Origin of the sequence: Streptomyces vastus (assembly GCF_039532825.1) — a bacterium.
GTDB lineage: Bacteria > Actinomycetota > Actinomycetes > Streptomycetales > Streptomycetaceae > Streptomyces > Streptomyces vastus.
Window position 1 is genome coordinate 120,861 of record NZ_BAAASJ010000033.1, and the last position, 21,606, is coordinate 142,466.

A 21,606-nucleotide genomic window follows, 5' to 3' on the forward strand; every position below is an offset into this window, starting at 1 on the left:
AGGAAGGTCGGCTTCTAGATGTCTGACGCCACGCTGCACGAGACCGCTCAGGACCCGGGTGACTTCGCGGTCCAGATCGCGGACCAGATCGAGAGTTTTCTCGTCGCGGTCACCGAGGTGGCCAAGGGCGACGAGCCGGACTCGGCTGTGCCCTTCCTTCTCCTCGAGGTCTCCCAGCTGATGCTGGCGGGCGGCCGCCTGGGCGCCCACGAGGACATCCTTCCCGAGGAGCGTTACGAGCCCGACCTCGGCCCCGAGCCGGACGTGGACGAACTCCGCGAGCGCCTGGCCGCGCTGCTCGACCCGATCGATGTCTACTCCGAGGTCTTCGACCCGTACGAGCACCGCAAGGGCCGGGTCCCCGCCCGTATCTCCGACGACCTGGCCGACGTCATCACCGACCTCCGGCACGGCATGGCCCACTACCGTGCGGGCCGCACCACGGAGGCCCTGTGGTGGTGGCAGTTCTCCTACTTCTCCAACTGGGGCTCCACAGCCTCCGCCACCCTCCGGGCCCTCCAGTCCCTGGTGGCCCACGTACGCCTGAACCAGCCCCTGGAAGAACTCAACGGCCTCGACACCGACCAGGACCTCAGCGAGGACGCCCTGGAGGAGGAGGCCGGCAAGGTCATGGCGGAGGAACTGGCGGGGCCGCTGGGGTTGCGGGAGGTCAAGTAGCGCGGTGAGCCGGTGCAGCAGCTGGGCTGAGGTCAAGCGCCGGATGCGGGAGTAACAGAGCAGGCTGACCCTGCCCAGGAGGAACTCGCGGTATGGCCGACGCCTCTGATGACGTCGTTCCGCTGGCCGGAGGCCGTCTCACCAAGGGTGTCGTCCGCGTCGCCGACACTGTCCGCAGACCGGCTTCGGCGGCTTCGCCGTTCGTTGCCGCGTTGCTCGGCTTGTTGGAGAACCGAGGGTTCGCGGGAGCGCCGCGCTATCTGGGCCGGGACGAAGCGGGGCGGGACACGTTCAGCTATCTTCCGGGCTGGGTTCCGCCCAAGCTCCAGCAGTGGACCGACGGGCAGGTCGCCGCAGTCGGCGACCTTGTGCGTGCCATGCACGACGCAACCCGTCGGAGCCGCCTCGCAGGGCCGCACCAGGTCGTGTGCCACCACGATCTGGGACCCAACAACACCGTCTTCCAGAACGAGACACCGGTCGCCTTCATCGACTTCGACACGGCCGCGCCAGGCAGCCCGCTGGAGGATCTCGGCTATGTGGCCTGGCTGTGGTGCGTTTCGTCCAAAGCCCAGGCGCCACCAGTCGCTGTCCAGGCCGCGCAGGTGCGTGTGCTGGCTGACGCCTATGGTCTGGTCGGCCCGGAGCGGGGTGTACTCGTCGATGCGGTGCTGGAACGCCAGGCCCGCAATGCTCGCTTCTGGGCGGAGGTACAGGTCAATCCGGGGGCCGTTGAGGCCACTTGCCGACAGATCGCCGACCGCATCGCCTGGTCTCGGCGCGAGCACGCGTACACCACAGCCAATCGCGAGGTCTTCGAGGCTGCCCTCACATGGCAATGAGCAGTTGCCGCAGGCGCTCCGCCGTCATGTTCCGCGAGGGCCGAGCACCGCCCGAAGCCGCCCCGCCTCCACGTAAGGCGCTGTGACCGTCGGTTCGCTGTACCACTGCAACGGCCACGTGTTCCCGTCCAGTGCCGGCACCCCGATGTACGTGACCGTACGGCTCCCGGCCCTGCCGAACCGCTGCACGCCCAGCGGCCAGTCGCATGTCCGCGCAGCTCCGGGTGCCAGCAGGAAGTACATCCACCGGAACCCGACCGCCTCGCAGACAACGGGCCCCGCGTCGCCGTCGGCCGCCTCGATGAGTTCGGCGGCGACCTGTTCTCCTCGTACACCCTGGATGCGGATCGCGTCGAAGTGGACGCCGGATACGCGGAGTTGGTGGCCGGCGAGGGGGACCCACTCGGGGCGGTGGTGAGGGATTGCGTTCGTCATGGTCACACGATGGCGAGCGCCCGGATACGCTCGGTAGTGACTGAGGGGATACATGCCGGGTTGTATCAGTCGGAGGTGGCCGCAGCGTCAGTCCAGTACAACTCCTCTACGCCGTCGCCGATCAACTGGCGTTACAGCGGCAACCAGATGAAGCGGTGGCGTATCAAGGCAAGCGTCAGCCGTGAGGAGTTGGGCGCCGCCGCCAACTACTCCCCGGACACCATCAAGTCCATGGAGCAGGGCGTACGGATGCCGACGCCGCGTGTGCTGGACGCGGCGGATGAGTTGTGCCGGGCGGAAGGGTTGCTGAGCGCGGCGAAGGAGTATCTGCAGAAGGAGAAGTTTCCGGCTCGGGCTCAGGACTTCATGTTGTTCGAGCAGCAGGCGATCAGTCGATGGTCGTACGAAGTGGCGCTGATCTCTGGGCTGTTGCAGACGGAGCCTCACGCGCGGGCACTGATCGGTGACCACTGCCCGCCCCTCGAAGAACAGACGGTCGAGGAGCGCGTTGCGGCGCGGATGGAACGACAGGAGCTACTCACGCGCAAGCCTCCGGTGGCTCTGAGCTTCGTGCTGTACGAGGCTGCATTGCGCGGCCCGCTGGTCGACAAGGACCAACTCCTCCATCTGCTGGCCGCAGGTAACCGCAACAACGTCACGATCCAGGTGCTGCCCTTCGCGCGGGCGATCCCGGCCGCTCTCATGGGGCCGATGGTGCTGATGGAGACCCGTGACCGAGAGCGCTACGCGCTATCTGAGGGCCAGTCGGTGAGCCAGTTCACCTCTGATGCGGAAGTGGTCTGGAAGCACACCGAGCGGCTTAGCATGATCCGTGCGGTGGCCCTCGGCCCTGCCGAGTCGGCCACCTTCATCGAGCGGATGACGGAGGACCTGTGAGCGAGCAGCTGAAGTGGTTCAAGTCCAGCTACAGCGACTCCGAAGGCTCCGACTGCGTCGAAGTCGCTGTCACCCCGACCACGGTCCGTGTACGCGATACCAAACTCGCCGTCACCAGCCCGGAGTTGATGATCCCCGTCCTCGTCTGGTCCGCCTTCATCTCCGCAGTTCAGCCCGGAGCTTGAGCTCCGAGACCCGAGCTTTTCCCCTGGGTTCTGGTCTGGTGGGGGATTAACCCAACCAAGCAAGCCTGTACGTGAGTTGAAGGCGCGTAGCTCGTAAGAGTGACGTTCCGTGATCGGCTTGCATCTGAACGTAAAGTCACTCTAGGTTCGCGGCAAACGAGCAAATAGTTCGGCCCCGGTCGGTGCTACCAACACCGGCTCCGGGGCCTGACCTACGGATCGAATGCGAGTCGATCGTGGCTTACGCCCAGCCTAACCCTGTCCTGCCGCGCCCCACCCACCCCATGGCCAAAACGGGTTACGGAAAGCGCGCCGTGGGTGACGAATCCCCGCACGCGGACGCGGACTTCGCGCATCTGTGCCCCCGAGACGCCGAGTTCGCCATCTTCATCGACCACCTCGACGACGGCCACGCCATGGGCCACAAGGTGATCGCGGCCGAGCACCCCCGCTACGGCCAGCAGGCATCCCGTACGTCCCTCAGGAGCCTCACCGAGTTCGGCCACCTCCGCTGGATCAAGGAACACATCACCGTCGAGGACAACTCGATGCGATGGGTGACGCGGACGTACTGGTCGCGTACGCCCAGGTCACTGGAGTGGTGGGCCGAGTTCACGCGAGAGCGCCACGGCAGGGACGTAACCCAGAACTACCAGCCGGGACTTGCCCGAATGGAGTTCGCCGCGCCGGCTCCAGCCCTCGCTCCGGATGCGGCCCCGGCCCCGGATGTCGAGCCGACTTCGGAGGCAGAACCAACCCCCGAGCCCAGCGCCGCATACCTCGCACTCGCCCAACTCCGCACCGCAGACCCCCGTATGGCGCTCTCCGAAGCCGAGTGCCGAGCGCTCGAACCCCGCGCCGCCGAGTGGCTGTCCCGAGGCGCCACCCCGGCCGACATGACCCGTGCGCTGACAGACGGGCTGCCGCCCACCGTCACGAACCCGGGCGGACTCGCCCGCAACCGATTGGAGTCGAAGATGCCCCCGCAGAAGAACAGCACCGGCGAGACCAGCCCTGGCCGCCCCCTCCGCGCCCGTGTGACCCGCGTGATCATGGCGTGCGCCACCTGCGACGCGGACGAGCGGACGGCGAAGATCATCCGGGGGGGGGCGTGCCCGCGCCGACGGGATCTTGGTCCCCAAAGGCGGCCTCAAGGGGCATGGCGAGTGGTCGAGTGCGGACACGGTGCTGATGGCTGTGGAGGTCACGTCGTACGACTCCGACACCAACCGGCGCGACCGCATCGAGAAGCCCGACGGCTACGCGGCCGCAGGCATCCCCGTCTACCTCCTCATCGACCGTGACGACTGCTCGGTCGTCGTGTTCTCGCAGCCCGAGGGCTGCCGCTACCGGCGAGAGGAGAAGTTGCCCTTCGGGGCGGCCGTCAAGCTCCCGGCACCTGTGGACATCACCCTGGACACCGAGCCCCTCAAGGAGTTCGTGGACTGAGGGAGCTGAGGTGCAAACCTCTACAGCCCCCAGAGTCCCTTCCCCAAAGTCGTGAGGCCCCCGCCCAGCGCCAGCAGCAGCACCAGCACCCGGGCCCGTTTCTCCGGAACCCGAGGGGCGAGCACTCGCCCGATGGCGGCTCCGGCGGCCATGCCGATCGCGGCCAACAGCCAGACGGGCGTGCTGAGATGGGGCACCCCGTTCGCGGCGACCGAGAAAGCGTTCACCACCACCCCGTAGAAGAACGCGTTCGGCACGAACTCCCGTACCGGCCAGCCCGCGTTGACCGCGTACAGGGAGACCGGCGGTCCCCCGACGCCCGCCGCCGAGTTCATGAACCCGCCCAGTGCCCCCGCAGTCACCGCGCCCCCGCCCCCGCGCAGGGCTGACACCCGGGCACCCCCCATGACCAGCAGCACGGCCACCGTCACCAGCGTCCCCATGAAGGCGAGCAGGACAGGCTCGGGCAGTCGCCGGGCCACCCATGTCCCGGCCGGTACGGTGCACGCCGCTGCCACGCACAGCGGCACCATCGCCCGCAGTCGCACCTGCCGCGACCCACCCGCGAGCCCGACGAGACAGATGACCCCGGCCGCGCAGTTCGCGAGCACGACGCCTTCGGTCGGGCCGAGTACGAGCACGAGGGCGGGTACGGCGACCAGCGCGAAGCCCATACCGGTCAGCCACTGCACGGAGGACCCGAGCAGAATGATGCCGCCCAGCAGCAAGTTCCCCGCCCATCCACCCGTCACAGTGCCGAATCCTCCCTCATGAGCCCTCGGGATGAGCGCTCGGGATGAGCCCTCGGGGAGGCGTAATCAAAGCGTCACCCTCCGTCTTTGGACGGATCTTGACCCACCCCTGTACGTCCGCTGCATGGGTCCTAACCAGCGCCACGCGAGTCTGGAGTCACTCCCACCGCAGAGGTAGCGGAAAGGGAGCAACTCGCCTAGACCGCACTGGAGTTGCGATGACCCGCAAGACCCACATACGTGCCGCCCTCGTCACCGCCACCGCCGTCGTCTCCGTTGCCACGGTGACCGCGGGGATCAGCGCGGCCACTCCCGAGAAGGCCGCCAAGCCTTCGAAGAAGGAGGTCGCCGCCCTCTTCGACAAGTGGAACGCGACCCTGCAGACCGGCGACGCCGAGAAGGTGGCCGACCTCTACGCCAAGGACGCGGTGCTGCTGCCCACCCTGTCCCCCGAGGTGCGTACGGACCGCGCCGGCATCGTCGACTACATGGAGCACTTCCTCGAGAACAAGCCGCGGGGCGAGAAGGTCAAGACCGTCATCAACGTTCTCGACAATGACTCCGCGATCGACGCCGGCCTGTACAACTTCCACGTCACCGACCCCGAGACCGGTGAGAAGAGGGTCGTCGAGGCCCGCTACACGTACGAGTACGAGAAGCGTGACGGCAAGTGGAAGATCGTCAACCATCACTCTTCGACGCTGCCCGAAGGCTGATCGCCACGCACAAACCACGCCTGGGAGCGTCCTCCAGCGCAACGGTCCCGCCGTCGTCCGTCACCAGCTGTCTGACGACGGCGAGGCCGAGACCGGAGCCGGACCGCCCGGTGAGGCCCTGACCGCGCCAGAAGCGGTCGAAGGCGCGGGACTTCTCGGCCTCGGACATACCGGGGCCCTGGTCCAGCACTTTCAGCACCACCTGGTCGCCCTTGGACTCCACCTTGACGGTGATCGCCGCGCCGTCCGGTGAGACCTCCAGGGCGTTTGAGAGCACGTTGTCCAGGACCTGGTCCAGATGACCGGGACTGGCCAGCACAAGAAGCCGGCCGTCGGCACTCCCCCTGAGCGCGATGGACACTCCGCGCTCGTCGGCGGCCGGCCGCCACACCGCGAGCCGCTCCTCCAGTACGTCACCGAGCGGCAGCGGTTCCGCGGCGGTCACCTTGGCCTCGGCCCGCGCCAGAACCAGCAGGTCGTTGACCAGGCGGCTCATCCGGACCACCTCCGCAGTCGCCTGCTCCACGTCCTCCTTGACGAATTCGTCGTCCACCCCGTCCGCGATGTTGTCCAGCGACAGGCGCAGCGCCGTCAGAGGCGTACGGAGCTGGTGGGATGCGTCCGCCACGAAGATGCGCTGCGCGGACATCAGCGTGTCGAGGCGTTCGGCGCCCTGGTTGAGGGTGCGAGCCAGGGTCTGTGTCTCCTGGGGGCCCGTCACGGGGGAACGGGCCGTCAGGTCACCGTCGCTGAACTTGCTTGCCATGTCGTTGAGTTGACGCAGGGGGCGGGTGAGACGGCGGGCCGCTACGGTGCCGATCACGGCGGCGACGGCCAGGACGAGCACCGCGAGGATCGCCCGGAAGCCCCAGATGTTCCACAGCCGTTTGGTGAGGTCCTCGGTCGAGTACTCGATCCGTACGGCGCCGACGACCGGGCCCTCGGCCTTCCCCCCGTCGTCCGCCGAAACCGCGTGGGCGGGGACGGTAACCATCAGCTTCGGGCCCCAGATGAAGTTGGAGCCCCAGTCGGTGGTGGAGTCGCCCTCCTCCAGGGCCTTGGTCAGGGCCGCGTCCCGGTCCGGTTGCGGAACCTTCCCCGCGCACGGCTCATTGGAGAACACCTGGACATCGTCGGGCGACCGCTCGCTGTACGCTGTGGCCACCTCTTCCAGCCCCTGGCAGGAGGCCTCGTTGCCGGTGCCCAGCAGCAACGCCATGGTGTTGGCCTCGCGCTCGACGGACAGGGCGGTGTCGTCTCGCAACTGGTGGGTGAGCGTGAAGGCCACCGGCACGGTGAACAGGGCGATGGCGACGGCGACGAGCAGGACGTAACTGCGGACGAGCTGACGAATCATGACGTGCCCTTGCCGCCGTCGCCGTCGTTCACGATCAGCCGGAAGCCGACCCCCCGAACCGCCTCGATCGTGATCACGTCCGCGAGCTTCCGCCGCAGCGCCGCCACGTGGACGTCCAGCGTCTTGGTCGGCCCGAACCAGTTCGCGTCCCAGACCGCTTCCATGATCTGTTCGCGCGACATCAGCGCGCCGGGCTCCTGGGTGAGGAACGCGAGCAGGTCGTACTCCTTGGGCGCGAGGGCCAGCTCCTCGTCGTCCACTCGTACGCGGGCGGCCTTGCGGTCGATGGTCAGGCGCGGCCCGTACCGGTCGGGGCCGGCCTCCGCCGGCGCCTCGGTGCCGCGCGGCTGCATGCGGCGCATCACCGCCCGTATGCGCGCGATGACCTCTCGTACGCCGAAGGGCTTGGAGACGTAGTCGTCGGCGCCGAGTTCCAGGCCCACCACCCGGTCCGTCTCGTCGCTGCGCGCGCTGATCACGATGATCGGCACGTCGCCGCGCTCCCGCAGGGCCTTGCAGACGTCGAGGCCGTCGGTGTCGGGCAGTCCGAGATCGAGGAGGACGACGTCGTATGCCTCGTGGTGGGCCAGGGCGTCCCGGCCCGTGGTGACCCACTCCACTTCGAAGCCGTATCGCGTCAGGCCGCGCCGGAGCGACTGGGCGATCGGCTCGTCGTCTTCCACCAGAAGTACGCGCACAGCCGGAACCTTAGTGCTTGAAAACTCAGGCTCATCGGCGGGTGTGACTCGGCACACTTTCGGCGCACTTTTCCGAGTGGGCCCTCCCTGAGGGGGCATGTGCGGTCCTGGAGCGGCCGGACCCACCGGGGCCGTCGGCACCACTCGGCGACAGGGCCGAGTGATCACGTCGTGGGCGGGACATCTCACGATGCGGTAACACCCGGGTGGCATTCGGCCGCTCGTTAGACTGAGCCGACCGCAGTGTGCGGTACGAGACGGAATGAGCGAGGAGCGCACGTGGGCCTTGTCGTGCAGAAGTACGGAGGCTCCTCCGTAGCGGATGCCGAAGGCATCAAGCGAGTCGCCAAGCGGATCGTCGACGCCAAGAAGAACGGCCACCAGGTGGTCGTCGTGGTGTCGGCGATGGGTGACACGACGGATGAGTTGATTGATCTCGCCGAGCAGGTATCCCCGATTCCTGCCGGGCGGGAGTTCGACATGCTGCTGACCGCCGGAGAGCGGATCTCCATGGCCCTGCTGGCGATGGCGATCAAAAACCTGGGTCACGAGGCCCAGAGCTTCACCGGCAGCCAGGCAGGCGTGATCACCGACTCGGTCCACAACAAAGCGCGGATCATCGATGTCACGCCGGGCCGGATCCGGACGTCGGTCGACGAGGGCAACATCGCCATCGTCGCCGGGTTCCAGGGCGTCAGCCAGGACAAGAAGGACATCACGACCCTCGGCCGGGGCGGCAGCGACACCACGGCCGTCGCGCTCGCCGCGGCCCTCGACGCCGACGTCTGCGAGATCTACACCGACGTCGACGGCGTGTTCACCGCCGACCCGCGCGTGGTGAAAAAGGCGCGGAAGATCGACTGGATCTCCTTCGAGGACATGCTGGAGCTCGCCAGCTCCGGCTCCAAGGTGCTGCTCCACCGTTGTGTGGAATACGCGCGCCGCTACGACATCCCGATCCACGTGCGCTCGTCCTTCAGCGGGCTCAAGGGCACCTGGGTCAGCAACGAGCCGATTCAGCAAGGGGACCAGAAGGTGGAGCAGGCCATCATCTCCGGTGTCGCACACGACACCTCCGAGGCCAAGATCACGGTCGTCGGCGTCCCGGACAAGCCGGGCGAGGCCGCCGTCATCTTCCGCGCCATCGCCGATGCCGAGATCAACATCGACATGGTCGTGCAGAACGTGTCCGCCGCCTCCACCGGCCTGACGGACATCTCCTTCACGCTCCCGAAGACCGAGGGCCGCAAGGCCATCGACGCGCTGGAGCGGGCGAAGACGGCGATCGGCTTCGAGTCGCTGCGCTACGACGACCAGATCGGCAAGATCTCCCTCGTCGGGGCCGGTATGAAGACAAACCCGGGCGTCACGGCGGGCTTCTTCGAGGCGCTGTCCGACGCGGGCGTGAACATCGAGCTGATCTCGACCTCCGAGATCCGCATCTCGGTGGTCACCCGCGCCGACGACGTCAACGAAGCCGTCCGCGCCGTGCACACCGCCTTCGGGCTCGACTCCGACAGCGACGAAGCCGTCGTCTACGGAGGCACCGGGCGATGACCGTCCTCGCATACGGAGGCCTCTCGCGCGGAGGCACCGGCCGCTGATGACCGCGGATGCGGGGCAGACCCGTAAGCCGACGCTCGCGGTCGTGGGAGCGACGGGAGCCGTCGGCACCGTCATGCTTCAGATCCTGTCCCAGCGCGCGGACATCTGGGGCGAGATCCGTCTGATCGCCTCGCCGCGCTCGGCCGGCCGCAAGCTGGCCCTGCGCGGCGAGGAGGTCGAGGTCGTGGCACTGGCCGAGGCCGCCTTCGACGGCGTGGACGTCGCCATGTTCGACGTACCGGACGAAGTGGCCGAGCGGTGGGCACCCATCGCCGCGTCCAAGGGCGCGGTCGTGGTCGACAACTCCGGCGCCTTCCGGATGGACCCGGATGTGCCGCTCGTGGTCCCGGAGGTCAATCCGCATGCCGCCCGGCTGAGGCCGCGCGGCATCATCTCCAACCCCAACTGCACGACGCTGTCCATGATCGTAGCCCTCGGCGCACTGCACGCCGAGTTCGGGCTGCGTGAGCTGGTGGTTTCCTCGTACCAGGCGGTGAGCGGCGCCGGGCGCCGGGGCATAGACACCCTGCGGCAGCAGCTGTCGCTCGTCGCGGGTACGGAGCTGGGTACGACCCCCGGTGACGTACGCCGCGCCGTGGGGGACAACACGGGGCCGTTCCCGGAGCCGGTGGCGCTCAACGTGGTGCCGTGGGCCGGGACCGCCCGGGAGGACGGGTGGTCCTCGGAGGAGATGAAGGTACGGGACGAGTCCCGCAAGATCCTCGGACTGCCGGACCTCCGCGTCGCCGTCACCTGCGTGCGCGTGCCCGTCGTCACCACGCACTCGCTGACCGTCCACGCCTGCTTCGAGCGTGAGGTCACCGTCGACCAGGCCCGCGAGATCATCGCCACAGCGCCCGGGGTCGTCCTCTTCGACGATCCGGCCGCGGGGGAGTTCCCGACACCGGCCGACGTGGTGGGCACGGACCCCACGTGGGTGGGGCGCGTACGGCGGGCTCTTGACGACCCGACGGCGCTCGAACTCTTTGTGTGCGGGGACAACCTGCGGAAGGGGTCGGCTCTGAACACGGCGCAGATCGCGGAGCTGGTGGCGGGGGAACTGAGGAGGGCCGGGGCCTGAGTTCGGGCCTGTGGCGGTATTCGTCCGGTCATGGTCTGAAACGTTTGTAGAATCTGTGACAGTTTGATGGTTCGCCCGTTGGTCCGGACCTTGAACCGGAGCCTTCGGCGTTCGAAGATTTTCCTCCCCGCTCTCCGCAACCGTGCGGAGGGCGGGGAGCGTCTTTGCGGTCGCCCTTCAGGGGTGTCCGGACGCCGCGATCACATGGGCATAGAGGAAGAGCTGGTACGCATGAGGGCATACGACGCGCTGTCGGGCGCGCTGCCGGTCGCGCCGGGGGTCGCGCGGCCTGACGCAAATGTGATGCCTGTCGCGTACAACCCTGACAGGGGTAAACGTGTCCAACATGCGTGGCAGAGGTACTCGAATTCCCAGCGGCGCGCGGCACAGCCCTGCGCCCGCCCCGCCGAGCCCGCTTGGCCGGCGCGCCCGGCGGCATGCCGGTGATCGCGCCCATGCCCGCAGCTCGGCCCACCCGCATTCCGGATCAGCGCGAGGGCGCTGACGACGCCACGGCCGCGGGCACCACCGTCGACCATCTCACCGAGACCTACCGCGCCCACTACCGCTCGCTTCTGGGCCTCGCGGCGCTCCTCCTCGACGACACCGCCTCCTGCGAGGACGTCGTCCAAGAGGCCTTCATCCGCGTGCACTCGGCGCGCAAACGCGTGCGCGACCCGGAGAAGACCCTGGCGTATCTGCGCCAGACCGTCGTGAACCTGTCGCGCTCCGCGCTGCGCCGCCGCATCCTCGGGCTGAAGCTGCTGACCAAGCCGATGCCCGACATGGCGAGCGCGGAAGAGGGCGCGTACGACCAGCTGGAGCGCGACGCCCTGATCAAGGCCATGAAGGGACTGCAGCGCCGCCAGCGCGAGGTCCTGGTCCTGCGCTACTTCGCGGACATGACCGAGGCACAGGTCGCCGAGACGCTGGGCATCTCGCTGGGCTCGGTGAAGGCGTACGGGTCGCGCGGCATCGCGGCCCTGCGCATCGCCATGGAGGCGGCGGCATGAGCGACCACGATCGCGCCGACAACAACGGCGACAACAAGTACGAACATGGGTACGAGCACGATCATGAGCGGCACGCTGGGAACGGAACTGTGAATCACGGCCACTCGGAGAATCCGGGCCTGCGGGAGTCGAGCGGGGCGGCGGAGTCGAGCGGGCCTGGGGCATCACCGGACGGAGCGAGTGCGCCGGACTCCGGTTCGGGGGGAGCGGAGGGCTCGGTCCCGGAGGGCTCGGAGGGCTTCGGCCTTGCCTCCGACGAGCTGGCCCTGCGCAGGATGCTGCACCAGGCCGTACAGGAGCTCGAGCCCGCCGATGACGACGGCACGCTGGATCGTCTGCGGCGGGCGGTACCGGCCCGGCGGGCCCGCAAGCGCCAGGCCGTCGTCGGGATGGCCGCCGCCGCGCTCTTCGTCGGCACGGCGATCCCGGCTTTCGTGCACGTCTCGAACTCCACCGGCTCCGACGCCGACCCGTCCATCGCCGGACACCAGACCTCGCAGACTCAAGGCGGAGCCAGCCAGGGCGGTTCCGCCCAGGACAGCGAGGACAGCGGCCCCGGCAGCTCCCCGGGCAAGGACAAAGAGAAGGACAAGGAAGACAAGAAGGAGACGCCGGGCGAAGACAAGGAAGAGAGCAGCAGCACCGGATCCACCGGCGGAGCAGAGCCGACACTCTCGGCCGCCGACGCACCCGTCTGTACGTCCACGCAGCTCGGCAACGCCACCTCGAACGTCGGTGCCCCCGACGCCGGCGGCGCCGTCTACGGCACCTTCCAGATCGCCAACGTCTCCGCCGCCACCTGTACGGTCACCGGCTCCGGCACCGTCTCCGCTCTCCCGCAGGGCGCGGCGGACGGGACCAAGATCCAGGTTGTCTCCCATACCTCGGGCGACGCGGCGACCGGCCTGCCCGACCCGGCGACCGAGGTCAGCACGCTGGTACTGCAGCCGGGGGCGGCGTACGAGGTGAAGTTCGCCTGGGTACCCTCGGAGACCTGCCCGACCGTTCCCGACGACAACACCACGCCGCCTGACGAGCCGACGCCCACGGACGGCACCACCACCGGTGGCGACAGCGGGGGTACGACCACGGGCTCGGAGGGCGGTACCGGCGGCGGCACGACCACGCAGCTCGTCCCGGAGCAAGGCGTCCGGGACGGCAGCGTCGTGGTGTCGAACACGGCGGAGGACGGCGCCCCGACAACCTCGGCGACCGTGCCCGACGCCTGCGCGGGAACGGTGTATCGGACCGGAATGCTGGCCGCGTCCTGACGTCAGACCGTGGCGAGGCTGATGTCTTGTCTGATGTCAGGCAGTAGGGCCTATGTCAGGCCGTAGGTGAGGCCGACGCCTTCTGCTCGTCCCGCGCCTCGTCGGCGGGCTCGCTCGCAGGCTCCTCGGCGAGGCCCAGTTCCGCGTCCTGTGCGAACTCCACCTCCCTGCGCAGCAGCCGGAACCACATGAAGACCACGAAGCCCGCGAAGACGAACCACTCACCGGTGTAGCCGAGGTTCTGGAACGCCTTCAGGTCCAGGCCCGTGTCCTGCGGCGCCTTCGCGGGCACCGCCGTCATCCCCGCATCGGCCTCGGCGAGCGTGACCCAGGCGTCGTACACGTCGTACGGCACGAGGTTCACGAGTGACGCCGCGCTGATCGCGCCCGTCTGGCCGGCGGGCAGGCCACCCGCCGCGCTCACGCCGTCCGAGCCGGGGCTTTCGGACGCCTGGAGCGCGCCGGTCACGGTAACCTCGCCGGACGGTGCGGCCGGGGTCTTCGCGGTGTCGGCGTCACCGGGCAGCCAGCCCCGGACGACGGGCAGAGCCTTGCCGCTGTCCGTGCGCAGCATGGTCAGGATGTAGTAGCCGCGCTTGCCGTCCAGCTCCCGGTCCGGCACGAGCAACTGCTTCCCGTACCGGCCGGTCACCGTGGCCTGCTCGCCCGACGTCTCCTTGTCCACGGGCAGCAGCTCGGCCAGAGGCCGGGCCGCTGCCCGCTGGTCCTCGGACGTCTTCTCCTCGGCCGTGCGGTGGCTCTCGACGCGGTCCTCGAACCGCCCCAACTGCCATGACCCCATGAAGATGCAGAAGGGGATGGCCAGCAGCACGAAGACGTTGATCGCCCACCAGCGGGGAGTGGTCAGCAGAAACCGGTACACGCCCTCCACGTTACGGTGCCCTTGCCCGCGGCCCCGGCGAGGGGTGGCCCCCAGCCGGGTCACCCGGAAGACGAGACCGCTGCGCTCACCTCCCCAGGTGCCGCTCCGCGAAGTCCAGTTCCAGGCGGACCTGCTTGATGCGTTCGTCCACGACCAGGGAGCCGTGGCCCGCGTCGTAGCGGTACACCTCGTGGACGGCGTCGCGGGCGGCGAGGCGGGTGACGTAGTTCTCCACCTGGCGGATGGGGCAGCGGGGGTCGTTGACACCGGCGGAGATGTAGACGGGGGCCTTGACCGCGTCGACGTACGTCAGAGGGGACGAGGCCTCGAAGCGCTCGGGGACCTCCTCCGGTGTGCCGCCGAGGAGGGTGCGGTCCATCGCCTTCAGGGCCTCCATCTCGTCGTGGTACGCGGTGACGTAGTCCGCGACCGGTACCGCCGCGATCCCCAGGGCCCATGCGTCCGGCTCGGTACCGAGGCCCAGGAGCGTGAGATACCCGCCCCAGGAGCCGCCGGTGAGGATCAGCCGGTCTGGGTCGGCGAGCGAGGAGGTAACCGCCCATTCGCGGACGGCCGCGACGTCCTCCAGCTCGATCAGGCCGACCCGGTGCTTGAGCGCGTCCGTCCACTCCCGCCCGTATCCGGTCGAGCCGCGGTAGTTGATCCGGATCACCATGTACCCGTGGTCCACCCACGCCGCCGGGCCCGCCGCGAAGGAGTCGCTGTCGTGCCAGGTCGGACCGCCGTGGATGTCGAAGACGGTGGGCAGGGGACCCGTCACTCCCGCGGGCCGCTGGACGAGGGCGTGGATGCGGCCGCCCGGACCGTCCACCCATACGTCCTGAACGGGCACTGATCCCGGTGACTTCATCCCGGGAGGGTCGAGCACGACCTCGCCGGACGTCGAGCGGACCACCGGGGGCTCGGCAGCCGACGACCACAGATACTCCACGCTGCCGTCCGGGCGGGCCGTCGCCCCCGACACCGTGCCCTTCGGCGTGGGGATCCGCTCGAGCCGGCGGGACGCCAGCTCGTACCGCCACAGCTCGCTACGCGCCTCGTAGCTGTGCACGACCAGCAGCGCGGAGCCGTCCGGATACCACTCGGCGCTCAGGTCGCCGTCCAGTCGCGCGGTCAGCGCCAGGTCGGTCTCCTCGCCGGACGCCACGTCCCACACCATCGGCTCCCAGCGCCCGCGCCGCTGATGCCCGACGAGCAGCCGGGTGTCCCCGTCGACCGGGGCGAAGCCCAGCACCTCCAGGCCCAGCTCGACCGTGCCGCCCTTGGTGTCGTCCAGCTCCGCGACCGCCGAACCGTCCAGCCGCAGCACCCGCAGCGCCGAGTGCATCGCGTCCCCGTGCTCGGTGTGCTCGATCGCGATCAGCGATCCGTCGTACGAGAGGTCGCCGACGCCCGCCGACTCCCGATGGCGGTAGATCTCCACGGGGTCTTCACCGGCCCGGGTGACGTAGACAGTCGAACCGTCCTCATCGGTCGACCTGCCGACGACCGCGGTACGTCCGTCGCGCGCGAGCGCGAGTCCGGCGGGATACGACGGGTCGAGGCCGGGGGCCGCGGCCTCGTCGGGGCCGGACGGGGCGCCTTTGTCTCTGGCGAACGGCTGGCGCCGCCAGATCCCGAACTCGTCCCCGTCCTTGTCGTCGAACCACCAGATCCACTCGCCGTCGGGCGTCAGCACCCCGTCCGTCGTGCCGTTGGGCCGGTCCGTGACCTGGTGCTGGGCGCCCGTCGCGCGATCCCATGCGTACAACTCGTACGTCCCTGTCGCGTTGGACACGAACAGGGACCGGTGCGGTGCGTCCTGCGCCCAGTCCGGCAAGGACACCCGCGGCGCCCGGAAGCGCTTTTCCCAGTCCGGCATGGCCTCGTCGTGCGGCATCGCCGCGTGGTGCGAGATGGTCCCCTCGTCCGGGTTGGCCCCGTTGCTCTCAGTCATGACCCCATACTGCCCGCTCGCACCGACAATCCGCTGCCGAGGTCCTCAGCCTGTGGATAACTCGTGGCCTTTTGGGAGTTTCGCAGGTCAGCGCGATTGTCAGTGGCGTGGTGCACCATCGCGGTATGACCTCATCGACCGATCCGAGCGAACTGACCGATCTGCGCAAGACAGTTGAGACCTTCTGGGCCACGGCCGAGGCCCGCGACTGGGCGGCCTTCGCGGAGACCCTCGCGGAGGACGTCGTCTACACCCTGCCCCAGACGCGCGAGCGCATCCGCGGGCGGGAGAAGTTCGTCCGGTTCAACCGGGAGTATCCCGGCGACTGGCACCTGCGGATCGAGCGCATAGTCGCCGAGCCGGGGCAGGTCGTCACATGGATTCACTTCACGGTGGGCCTGGAGGAGATGTACGGCATCTCGTTCTTCACAGGGGACGACCAGGGCCGCGTCATATCGATGACGGACTTCTGGCCCGAGCCGTACGAACCTCCGGCGGGGCGCGAGCACTTGGTTGAGCGTTACTGAGGCGCGGTCGGCCACTTAAGGGTTCGTACGTTCCCGGCGTCGTCGGCCCAGCAGTTCCGCGAGGCCGCGGCGGGTGGCGGCCAGGACCACGCGGTCGCCGGCGCCCATGACGTAGCCGGGCGGCAGGTCCCAGACCAGGCCCGGTGTCCGTGCGGGGGCATCCGGGGCGGGGGCGGTGGCCAGGTCGGGGCTGCGCTCGTCCGGGGCCGCCGTGTCCAGGGCGACGACCCGCCACGCCCCGGGGCGGAACGCCTCGGCGACCGTCCGGCCCTCCAGTTGCGAGTGCCCGGCGACGTCCAGGGCCGCGAAGAGCAGCACGCGGCGTTCGACGGGGATGGCGCCCAGGATCTGGCGGCCCATCATCGCTCCGGCGAAGGCGGGCGCGGCGAGATAGGTGACGCTGCGGCTGCGGGTGAGTGCGTAGGGGTGGGCCGAGCGCAGGGTGCGGTACACCGCGGTGGCGAAGTCGTCGTCGTACAGCCTCAGGACGACGCGCAGATTGGGGCGCACCGTCCTGGCGTACAGGGCGGCTTCGAGGTTGGTGGTGTCGGCGCTGGTGAGGGCCAGCAGGGTGTGGGCCCGGTGGATCTTGGCGGCTTCCAGGACGCCTTCCTGGGTGACGTCACCGAGGACGACGGGCACACGCAGACGGCGCGCGGTCGCGATCCCGCGCGCCTCGGGGTCGGACTCCACGCACACGACCGGGGTGTCGAGTTCGCGAAGCCGGGTGAGGACGCGTGTACCGATCTTGCCGAGCCCGAGCAGGACGACATGGCCGGAGAGCCCGCGGGGCGGCCGGCGCAGCGCGGATCCGCTGCGGAAGGTGCCGAGCGCTTCCAGGACCGCGGCGAGCAGTACGGGAAGAAGCAGCAACCCGACGAGACTGGTGAGGAGTTGGAGGATCTGGCGGCCTTGCGACTTGTCGAGCGCGGGATCGTTGATGGCGAAGAGATCGAGCAGCGTCATATACGTGGCGTGCAGCGGATGGTCGTTCGTCATCACCACCGACGCGATCACGAGCGCGACCACACAGCCCACCAGCCCAGCCAGCGACCAGCGCAGTCGCCGGGAGAACAGGGCGGCGAAGGGCAGGGCGGGCACGACGCCACGGCCCGTGGGGGCGGTGGGGCCGGAGTACGACACCGTGTCCAGGACGACGGTGCCGCGGCCGGTCGCGGCGGCCACGGAGCGTTCGTCGGGCAGAAGTTGAGGGCCGTGTTCACCGCTGCTGTCGGAACCATCCGCGCCGGCCGGGTCGTTGGTCGTCGTCGAGAGCAGGGCCAGCGTGCACAGACCGGGGTCGGCGATCTGGCCGGAGCCGGGCGGCGGTCGTTCCATGGCCCGCAGCAACAGCCCGTCCGTCTGCACGACCTTGCTGGTCCCGGCCACCGCAGTCGCCACCAGGGCGGGAGCGGCAGTGTCGGCATCGGAGAGGACCGTGGTGGACGCGTCGACGAGACCCTGCTCCCGGGTCTCACCGGCACCGTTCCCCTCCCCACCTCCACCTCCGTCCCCGGTCCCTGCTCCCGTCATGGCCAGGGCCGAGGCCTGGTCCAGCAGGGCCTCGAGGTGCTGGCCGAGGCGGCGGTTGTAGAGCCGGATGACCAGGCGCAGCCGGGGGTTGAGACGGCGGGCGGTGAGTGCGGCCCGGATGTTCGTCTCGTCGTCGTCGTACACGAGCGCCAGCGCGTCCGCCCGCTCGACGCCGGCTTCGGCGAGCACGGCCTCGGTCAGCTCGGAGGCTTCCAAGGGCTCGTGGTGCGACGAGCCTGCACCGGCGGCTCGGCCCGAGGAAGCTCCGCCGCCGGCGTTGGCGCCGCTGCCCGCAGCCCGGGTCACCGCCGCTCTGTTCACCGCCGCAGACACCCGGTCGAGCAGCGCGGACGCCCGGCCGACGACCGGCGGCCGTACGGTCCGCACGGCGGACGGTACGACCAGCGTCACCTGCTCCCCGTACACCCCGCGCAACTCGGCTGCCAGCCGGTGCGCCAGCGCGTCGTCACCGCACACCACCATGTGCGCGGCATCGTCCCTGGACCCGCTCTGATACGGAAGGCTCCCCACAACTGCACAGAGTGCCTCACCAGCACGGATGGTTCCACCACGGACCTTGACGTATCCGTGCTGTATCTCCGGCTCGCCGCTCGGGAGTTGGGGGCGCCGGGCTGTCCAGGCGTCTGCCGTCGGTCGTCCGCCGTGATCCTGCCGCTGGAAAACCCCTGGGGCAGCCACTGCCCACGTGCCTAGGGTGAGAATCATGAGCCGCCACCAGGACCTACAGGGCCCAGGCGTACGGGACATCGACGTACGCCGGATCACCGAGACCGAGATCCCCGACTGGATCCGCGCGTTGAACACCGGGTTTTTGCGACCGCCCGCCGTCTCGGAGGCGGAGATCGCGGACCGCAGTTCGTACATCGTGCCGGAGCGCACGCTGGGGGCTTTCGACGGCGGGCGGTGCGTGGCGACGTTCCGGTCGTTCGCGCAGGAGCTCACGGCGGTGGGCGGGAGCGCGGTACCCGCCGATGCCATCACGAATGTGAGCGTCACCTCGACCCATCGGCGGCGTGGGCTGCTGACACGGATGATGGCGCGGGACCTGGCCGCCGCGAAGGAACGGGGCGACGTGGTGGCGACGTTGATCGCGGCCGAGTATCCGATCTACGGGCGGTACGGGTTCGGGCCGGCCACCACCGCCACCGAGTGGACGATCGAGGTGCCGCGGGCGGGGCTGGATCCCCGGTGGGCGGGCCCGGACGACGGCGGGCGGATCGACCTCGTGGACGGCGAGGACGTACGCAAGACCGGGCCGGAGCTGCACGAGCGGCTCAGGCGGGTGCAGCCGGGCGTGGTCGACCGGGACGAGCGGTGGTGGCAGGTCAACACCGGTGTGCTGACGCTGGACCGGTCCGCGTGGACCGAGCCCTTCCACGCCGTGTACCGCAATGCGGACGGCGAGGCCGAGGGCCTGCTCACCTACACCTCGGACGGCGAGTGGGACGACGCCAAGCAGCCGCTGAACACGGCGAAGGTGAAGGACATGATCGCGGTGTCGCCGGCCGCCGAGCGCGCGCTGTGGCAGCACGTCTGCTCGGTGGACTGGGTCACGGCGGTGAAGACGGGCTATCGCGCTCCGGACGACCTGGTGCCGCACCTGCTGCCGGACCCGCGGGCCGCGCGGCTCACCACGCAGGGCGACTGGCTGTGGGTACGGATCCTGGATGTCGTACGGGCTCTTGAGGCGCGTACGTACGTGGGTACCGGGACGCTCGTGCTGGAGGTCACCGATTCGGACGGGCTGTCGGCCGGGCGGTACCGGCTGGACGCCTCACCGGACGGGGCGAGCTGTACGCGAACCACGGACGCCGCCGAACTCACACTGGGCGCAGGTGAGTTGGCGGCGCTCTGGCTCGGGGACGAGTCGGCGGTGCGGCTCGCCGCGCTCGGCCGGGTGGCCGAGTCGCGGGCGGGCGCCGCAACCACCGCCGACGCCCTGTTGCGTACGTCCAGGCGACCGTGGTGCCCGGACGTCTTCTGAAGTCCTGTCACCTCCTCTCCTCCGTAGCGTGATGCGAACGGACTGACCGAGCTCCCGGCTCCCCTCCGGAAGGGAGCCCGGCCAGCCGGACTGGCGGACGGTGGCGCCCGGTCAGCCGGCCTGGGTGAGCAGCATCACGAGGATCACTGCTCCGATACCGCCGATGAAGGTGTTCTTGGCCTTGATGCCGATGGAGAGGGCAACGAATGCGATGAGGCCCATCGCCCCGAACTTCAGCTGGACGAACTGCTCGAAGCCGATGATGAGGGCGGCGATGGCGAGGGTGGCGATGAGCGGCATTTCGGTCCCTCCTTCGGGATGGGGACGCGGTAACCGGGGGTGACCAACTGGTCGATCCAGTCACCGGTGGTGACCAACTTCTCTGAAAGTCTGGCCATGTTCCTGAAGTTGGCTACCAACTCCACTGAACTTATCTCCGCTTGGGAGCGTCTCATAACCACCTTCCAAGGAACTGCCCAAAGATGGCGCGAAGTTGTACTGTTTGGTCGTGGACGCGAAACACGCCGCCGTCAATGGGCGGAATCGGTCTCAACGGCCCCAGCGACCACAGCGGTCACACCGAGAGGTCGCTGACGCGCTGCGCAGCCGGATCAGGTCCGGAGAGCTGCAGCCGGGCCAGCGCATGCCCACGCAGGCCAAGCTGGCCGACGAGTTCGGCGTCGAGCGCGGTGCCGTACGCCAGGCGCTGCGCATCCTGCAGTCGGAGCACCTGCTGTCCAACGTGTCCAAGGGGAGCCCGGCGACCGTCGCCCAGGACGTGGAAAAGGCCCTGCCCGGGCCGGAAACGCCGCAGCCCACGATGGTCGCGCTGGCACCGCGGATAGCGGACGCCTTCGCGGCCCAGCACGTGGAGATCGACGCCCTGTGCCTGACGGCGGTCTCCCTCACGCTCGCCATGGGCGAACCCCTCCGACTCATCCACGAGGGCCGTATGAAACCGGCCAAGGTCGACGTCCGCGTCCTGCTGCCGAGCCGCGACATCGACCTCGCCTTCCCCGTCCCGGTGGACGGCGGCACCGATGACGACCTCGTGCACGAGCGCTGGCTGGCCCAGCGCAACGCCCAGGGCCAGGTGCTCCGCCACAACCTGCTGGCTTTACGGGCCACACACGGCATCGACGTCCATGTGACGTTCCGCGCGCTGCCGTTCACCCCGCCGGTGAAGTTGTACCTGCTCAACGGGGCGGAGGCGCTGTTTGCGTACTACACGCTCACGCGGCGCGGCGAGGAGATCGACCACGAGTACCTGGAGATGTACGACGCCGAAGGTACGCAGTCCATGCTGTTCCCCTTCGAGCAGGGACCCGCGCTGCGGGACACCACGTTCGTGGAGCAGTCGCATCTGTGGTTCAACGCACTGTGGGAGACCATCAGCTTGGAGCTGGAGCTCACGAGCTGAGGTCTCCCACGGGTGGGTCTTCGAGCGGAGGATCTTCGGGCATTAGCTCTTTCGGGGCGGGGTCTTCCCAGCTCACAGAGCCGGGCCCGACACGAGTATGGCGAGCAGCACCGCTCCGATCGAGCTGCAGGCGGGGCTTTTGGCCTTGATCCCGATGCTGAGCAGAAGCAGGCCCAGGATGCCGACGGGACCGTACCGCCACTCGACGAGCTCCTCGAAACCGACGACGAAGACTGCGGAGATGAAGGCGATGGCGGGCATGGTGGATCCTCCTTCGGGGAGTGGCGGGCTTCCAGGGGCAA

22 protein-coding genes and 1 pseudogene are annotated in these 21,606 nt (G+C 69.1%); 14 read left to right on the forward strand and 9 right to left on the reverse strand.

Features of this window, described 5'->3' with window-relative positions; all coding sequences use genetic code 11:
• Positions 1–18: 18 nt before the first annotated feature.
• Positions 19–678: a DUF5063 domain-containing protein gene (locus tag ABD357_RS17135; RefSeq protein WP_344391032.1), complete on the forward strand. Its 660-nt coding sequence runs from the start codon at positions 19–21 to the stop codon at positions 676–678.
• Between the two features lie 92 nt (positions 679–770).
• On the forward strand, positions 771–1,520 hold the full coding sequence (locus ABD357_RS17140; RefSeq protein WP_344391033.1) for a phosphotransferase family protein: 750 nt from the start codon (positions 771–773) through the stop codon (positions 1,518–1,520).
• A 24-nt stretch (positions 1,521–1,544) separates the two neighbouring features.
• Here ABD357_RS17140 and ABD357_RS17145 read toward each other — a convergent pair whose 3' ends face one another.
• Positions 1,545–1,961, reverse strand: a complete 417-nt coding sequence (locus ABD357_RS17145; protein WP_344391034.1) for a hypothetical protein — start codon at positions 1,959–1,961, stop codon at positions 1,545–1,547.
• Positions 1,962–1,964: 3 nt separating this feature from the next.
• Between ABD357_RS17145 and ABD357_RS17150 the strand changes: the two genes are divergently transcribed.
• From ABD357_RS17150 to ABD357_RS17165, 4 genes and pseudogenes are all read left to right on the forward strand, one after another.
• A complete protein-coding gene (locus ABD357_RS17150) occupies positions 1,965–2,852 on the forward strand; it encodes a helix-turn-helix domain-containing protein (RefSeq protein ID WP_344391036.1) in 888 nt (295 codons plus the stop codon).
• Entirely contained in the window at positions 2,849–3,037 is a 189-nt protein-coding gene (locus ABD357_RS17155; RefSeq protein WP_344391037.1) for a DUF397 domain-containing protein, read from the forward strand. The genes ABD357_RS17150 and ABD357_RS17155 overlap by 4 nt, the downstream gene beginning before the upstream one ends.
• Positions 3,038–3,321: 284 nt before the next feature.
• A pseudogene (locus tag ABD357_RS44730) lies at positions 3,322–4,143 on the forward strand (hypothetical protein); the annotation flags it as partial.
• A 25-nt stretch (positions 4,144–4,168) separates the two neighbouring features.
• Positions 4,169–4,486 (forward strand): Uma2 family endonuclease, encoded by a 318-nt coding sequence (locus tag ABD357_RS17165; RefSeq protein ID WP_344391040.1) that lies wholly within the window; start codon positions 4,169–4,171, stop codon positions 4,484–4,486.
• Positions 4,487–4,506: 20 nt separating this feature from the next.
• On the opposite strand, the gene ABD357_RS17170 is transcribed toward ABD357_RS17165, so the two are convergent.
• The gene (locus tag ABD357_RS17170) at positions 4,507–5,238 is read right to left on the reverse strand and encodes a TSUP family transporter (RefSeq protein ID WP_344391041.1); all 732 of its coding nucleotides are present in this window, start codon (positions 5,236–5,238) and stop codon (positions 4,507–4,509) included.
• 218 nt (positions 5,239–5,456) lie between these two features.
• On the opposite strand from ABD357_RS17170, the gene ABD357_RS17175 reads away from it, so the two are divergent.
• Complete coding sequence (locus ABD357_RS17175) at positions 5,457–5,954, forward strand: SgcJ/EcaC family oxidoreductase (protein WP_344391042.1); 498 nt, start codon at positions 5,457–5,459, stop codon at positions 5,952–5,954.
• On the opposite strand, the gene ABD357_RS17180 is transcribed toward ABD357_RS17175, so the two are convergent.
• Together ABD357_RS17180 and ABD357_RS17185 are read right to left on the reverse strand one after the other, a co-directional pair.
• Entirely contained in the window at positions 5,920–7,311 is a 1,392-nt protein-coding gene (locus ABD357_RS17180; protein WP_344391044.1) for a HAMP domain-containing sensor histidine kinase, read from the reverse strand. The two genes, ABD357_RS17175 and ABD357_RS17180, sit on opposite strands and share 35 nt — an antisense overlap.
• Complete coding sequence (locus tag ABD357_RS17185) at positions 7,308–8,009, reverse strand: response regulator transcription factor (RefSeq protein ID WP_344391045.1); 702 nt, start codon at positions 8,007–8,009, stop codon at positions 7,308–7,310. Before ABD357_RS17185 ends, ABD357_RS17180 begins: the two co-directional genes overlap by 4 nt.
• 279 nt (positions 8,010–8,288) lie before the next feature.
• Here ABD357_RS17185 and ABD357_RS17190 point away from each other — a divergent pair, with 279 nt between their 5' ends.
• The 4 genes from ABD357_RS17190 (at position 8,289) to ABD357_RS17205 (ending at position 12,979) form a co-directional block, all read left to right on the forward strand.
• Positions 8,289–9,566: an aspartate kinase gene (locus ABD357_RS17190; protein ID WP_344391046.1), complete on the forward strand. Its 1,278-nt coding sequence runs from the start codon at positions 8,289–8,291 to the stop codon at positions 9,564–9,566.
• A gap of 46 nt (positions 9,567–9,612) precedes the next feature.
• Positions 9,613–10,695, forward strand: a complete 1,083-nt coding sequence (locus ABD357_RS17195) for an aspartate-semialdehyde dehydrogenase (RefSeq protein ID WP_344391047.1) — start codon at positions 9,613–9,615, stop codon at positions 10,693–10,695.
• A 350-nt stretch (positions 10,696–11,045) separates the two neighbouring features.
• Positions 11,046–11,708, forward strand: a complete 663-nt coding sequence (locus ABD357_RS17200; protein WP_344391048.1) for a SigE family RNA polymerase sigma factor — start codon at positions 11,046–11,048, stop codon at positions 11,706–11,708.
• Positions 11,705–12,979: a hypothetical protein gene (locus ABD357_RS17205; RefSeq protein WP_344391050.1), complete on the forward strand. Its 1,275-nt coding sequence runs from the start codon at positions 11,705–11,707 to the stop codon at positions 12,977–12,979. Before ABD357_RS17200 ends, ABD357_RS17205 begins: the two co-directional genes overlap by 4 nt.
• Positions 12,980–13,034: 55 nt before the next feature.
• On the opposite strand, the gene ABD357_RS17210 is transcribed toward ABD357_RS17205, so the two are convergent.
• Together ABD357_RS17210 and ABD357_RS17215 are read right to left on the reverse strand one after the other, a co-directional pair.
• Complete coding sequence (locus ABD357_RS17210; protein ID WP_344391053.1) at positions 13,035–13,862, reverse strand: SURF1 family protein; 828 nt, start codon at positions 13,860–13,862, stop codon at positions 13,035–13,037.
• A gap of 85 nt (positions 13,863–13,947) precedes the next feature.
• Positions 13,948–15,819: a S9 family peptidase gene (locus ABD357_RS17215; RefSeq protein WP_425584895.1), complete on the reverse strand. Its 1,872-nt coding sequence runs from the start codon at positions 15,817–15,819 to the stop codon at positions 13,948–13,950.
• 125 nt (positions 15,820–15,944) lie between these two features.
• Between ABD357_RS17215 and ABD357_RS17220 the strand changes: the two genes are divergently transcribed.
• Entirely contained in the window at positions 15,945–16,346 is a 402-nt protein-coding gene (locus tag ABD357_RS17220) for a nuclear transport factor 2 family protein (protein WP_344391054.1), read from the forward strand.
• A 15-nt stretch (positions 16,347–16,361) separates the two neighbouring features.
• Here ABD357_RS17220 and ABD357_RS17225 read toward each other — a convergent pair whose 3' ends face one another.
• Positions 16,362–18,362 carry an NAD-binding protein gene (locus ABD357_RS17225; protein ID WP_344391055.1) on the reverse strand — a complete coding sequence of 667 codons (2,001 nt, stop codon included), beginning with the start codon at positions 18,360–18,362 and terminating at the stop codon, positions 16,362–16,364.
• Between the two features lie 241 nt (positions 18,363–18,603).
• Here ABD357_RS17225 and ABD357_RS17230 point away from each other — a divergent pair, with 241 nt between their 5' ends.
• Positions 18,604–19,884 (forward strand): GNAT family N-acetyltransferase, encoded by a 1,281-nt coding sequence (locus ABD357_RS17230; RefSeq protein ID WP_344391056.1) that lies wholly within the window; start codon positions 18,604–18,606, stop codon positions 19,882–19,884.
• Positions 19,885–19,995: 111 nt separating this feature from the next.
• On the opposite strand, the gene ABD357_RS17235 is transcribed toward ABD357_RS17230, so the two are convergent.
• A complete protein-coding gene (locus ABD357_RS17235) occupies positions 19,996–20,184 on the reverse strand; it encodes a hypothetical protein (RefSeq protein ID WP_344391058.1) in 189 nt (62 codons plus the stop codon).
• A 202-nt stretch (positions 20,185–20,386) separates the two neighbouring features.
• Here ABD357_RS17235 and ABD357_RS17240 point away from each other — a divergent pair, with 202 nt between their 5' ends.
• Positions 20,387–21,304, forward strand: coding sequence for a winged helix-turn-helix domain-containing protein (locus ABD357_RS17240; RefSeq protein ID WP_344391173.1), 918 nt, complete (start codon positions 20,387–20,389; stop codon positions 21,302–21,304).
• Between the two features lie 72 nt (positions 21,305–21,376).
• Here the strand turns inward: ABD357_RS17240 and ABD357_RS17245 are convergent, their stop codons facing one another.
• Positions 21,377–21,565 carry a hypothetical protein gene (locus tag ABD357_RS17245; protein ID WP_328769913.1) on the reverse strand — a complete coding sequence of 63 codons (189 nt, stop codon included), beginning with the start codon at positions 21,563–21,565 and terminating at the stop codon, positions 21,377–21,379.
• Between the last annotated feature and the right edge of the window lie 41 nt (positions 21,566–21,606).